This window comes from Bacillus sp. GMa5/1 (assembly GCF_050172015.1).
Lineage (GTDB): Bacteria > Bacillota > Bacilli > Bacillales > Bacillaceae_G > Bacillus_A > Bacillus_A cereus.
In genome coordinates this window covers 1-3,294 of sequence record NZ_JBNLYC010000303.1, presented here as the reverse complement: position 1 = coordinate 3,294, position 3,294 = coordinate 1, and the positions used below count along the sequence as shown (strand labels likewise).

The following is a 3,294-nucleotide window of genomic DNA, read 5'->3' as shown; positions in this document are numbered from 1 at the left end:
AGCGCAGATAACTAAATATCATCCCTTTTATTAAATAAAAAAGATTAAATAATTCCCCCTCCAAACTAGGACCCCTTTACACTTTTTACAAATATTGTTATAATTAGATAAACTAAAGCATTATCCCATTAACAAAGGGACTCCATAATTGGAGTCCTTTTGTTAATTAGCTATTAAAAATGATAGCATGTGATTATTGTATAATTTCTTCCTTTTTTAGATCTGCATATTCTTCTACGAAATCCCATAAACCTTGCTTTTCGAAGTAAGAAATACTTTTTTCACTTCTTCTAAGAGTTTAATTGCTTCATCTTCATTAAGAGAACGTAAAATATTGAAATGATATACATACTCTTCATTTCCTAATTCCATACAAACTACTAATCCTTTTTCAATAAGTTCTTTTACAATATTTGTTTTTCTTAGCTTATAGTGTTCACGCGCTTGTAAGAACACTGCTTTAAAATGGGCAATATTCTTCTCTGTGACTTCTGATAAATGACGAATTGCTAATTTAGATAAATTTTGAGTTGCATATAATAGTCCTAGATTATGCCTTACTATTAAAATCAATTTTTCTTCATTATGTTTTTGCAAAAGGTCAATGGAACGATTGAAATGTTCTTCCGCTTTTTCAAATTGCTTTAAGAATATACGAGCTGTCCCTAATGCGGTTTCACAAGAAGCAACTTTCACCTCATATCCCATTAGCCCTAAATACAAGGAATATAGATACTTATTTTACTTTCAAAGGCTGAAACCTTGCTGCATAACTACTGAAAATAAAGTGAAAAGACGTTCAAATCCATATGGATAGATCGTCTTTTCACTTTATTTCATACATATACTGATTTTTCACTTATTCATTTTGTATTGTACTTAAAAAACCAATAAATTCATCTTCATTTACAGGTTTACTGTAGTAATAGCCCTGAATTAGATAACATGCATTACGTTGTAACACTGTTAATTGTTCCTTCGTTTCTACCCCTTCTGCTATCACTTTCATGTTTAAAGTATGAGCAAGTGAAATAATGGTTTGTATAATTTCATCTCCATCAGTAGAAGTTCCAATCCTATTAACAAATTCTCTTGGAATTTTCAAAGTATCAATTGGATAAAGAGGCAGATACGCTAATGAAGAATAACCTGTACCAAAATCGTCAATTGATAAATGTACACCATATGATTTTAATGCTTTTAACTTCGATAAGGTTTCCTTTTCATCTACCATTGCTATTCGCTCTGTTAATTCCAAATCAATCGAATTAGCAGGTACTCCTATCTCTTCTATGGTAGATATAATGGTTTGAACAAAATCTTTCTGTTCAAACTCTATAGCTGATAAATTTATCCCCATCTTTAGATTTGAAAAGCCCGCAGAATGCCATTCTTTCAGTTGTTGACACGCTTTCTGTAACGTCCACTTCCCAATTGAAATAATCTGCGCCGTTTCTTCTGCGATAGGTATAAACTCAAAAGGAGAAATCAGTCCAAGCTCTGGATGTTGCCAACGTATTAAAGCCTCTGCACCAATAACCTTACCTGCCTTACTATCAATTTGTGGTTGATACAATAAAAACAACTCATTATTTTCAATTGCATTTGGTAAATCCTGTTCTAATCGTAATCGACGAGTTACTTTTTGAGATAATGTCTCGTCATACATACAAACAGCATTGTTACCTTTTTCCTTTGCGCTATACATAGCGATATCAGCGTGTTGTAAAAGTGTAGTAGTATTTATTCCTCCAAATGGATACACTGCTATTCCTATACTAAGAGATAAGTAAAAACTATGCTGATTTACTACAAATGGTTCTTCAGTTATACGAAATAGAGTTTTACACAAATCCAATAGCTGTTGCTCTGTTTGGTTATGGACAATGATCGCAAACTCATCACCACCTATTCTTGCTAGAGGAATAGTCGGTGACAGACATGTCCTAAAACGTTTGGCAACTTCTTTTAAAACCTTGTCACCAATCGAATGACCCAATGTATCATTAATAGTCTTAAAGCGATTTAAATCAATATACAGGAGCCCAAACTTATCCTGTGTTTTTTGTGCACGCTTAATAGATCTATCTAATTCTTGTTGGAAGAATATACGATTTCCAATCTCCGTCACCGTATCATGGAATGCAAGGTAATTTATCTCTTCCTGTTGTTGTTTCATCCTTGTTATGTCTTTTACCATTACATAGCTCCCAAAGGTTTGTCCTTCTATCATAATAGGAACTATAGTGACATACCAAAAGAGTATATCTTTCTCATTGTTATTTTTCACACGTAACTGTAGTGAAGATGAACTACATCGTTTCCCTTTCTTTATAGCTGCTTCCAATTCAGATTTATCTTCATCTAAAAAAATAGAGAAGCACTCTTTGCCTATCAATGCAGCACTTTCTTTTCCTAATAACATACTTCCAGCCTGGTTTATATTTAATACGATACCGTTTGAATCAATCGTTAAAATAGGATCCGGATGATACTCATATAATGACTTAAATCTCTCTTGATTTTTTACTAAATCATTAGATTTATTTATTAAATCCCTTGTTCTTTGAGATACTGTTTGTTCTAATTGATTATTAAACACTTTTAATGTTTTAGTTAACTCTTTGTTTTGCATTCGTACGATTGTATGACGAATCAGTACAAATACAAAAGCAATACAATTTCCTGTAATTAATGTAGCTGAAGAAGTTTGCTCTTTCAAAGTAAAGCCAATTAAGACTGCAACTGCAAGATAAGGGAATATACCAAGAAGTTTCTCTCCAAATGTCGGATTAATAATAAAATAATTTCTTTTAGAAGAAGTATTCTTTGGGATTGTAGCAGCAATAGCGATAAATAATAGGAAAACTCTATACAAACACCTTAAAAATATAACTGAACGCTCTGACAAATCACCTTGTAAGTAAAAATACAAATAGTCCGTAATAGCCAATCCAGTTAATACTAGGATAAAAATAAACAATTTACTTTTTGCATTGAAAATAGCAGGTCGAAAGATCAGTGTAACTCCAAGTAATAGAAGCAATAAATCTATAATCGGAAAAATAAATGAGAGAAAAACATCTCCAATTGATAAGAATAAAATATTTGCAGATGGTTTATTAAATAGGTACCACTCTAATGTAAAAATAGCAGTAACAACAATGCATAAATCACAAAGTAAATACGCTTTCTCCCATTTGTTACATTCCATCATAATTTTATAAAAGAACGCAAAAAGAAAGAAATCTTTTAAAAAGGTCATAATATGGATAATAGATAGCACACATTTTA

2 protein-coding genes are annotated in these 3,294 nt (G+C 31.7%); both read right to left on the bottom strand.

The annotated features are described in order from the left end of the window. Nucleotides 1–234: 234 nt before the first annotated feature. Nucleotides 235–708, bottom strand: a complete 474-nt coding sequence (locus ACQGSG_RS27775; RefSeq protein WP_325842465.1) for a tetratricopeptide repeat protein — start codon at nt 706–708, stop codon at nt 235–237. 151 nt (nt 709–859) lie between these two features. Further along, nucleotides 860–3,217 (bottom strand): sensor domain-containing protein, encoded by a 2,358-nt coding sequence (locus tag ACQGSG_RS27770; RefSeq protein WP_002062082.1) that lies wholly within the window; start codon nt 3,215–3,217, stop codon nt 860–862. Nucleotides 3,218–3,294 lie beyond the last annotated feature (77 nt).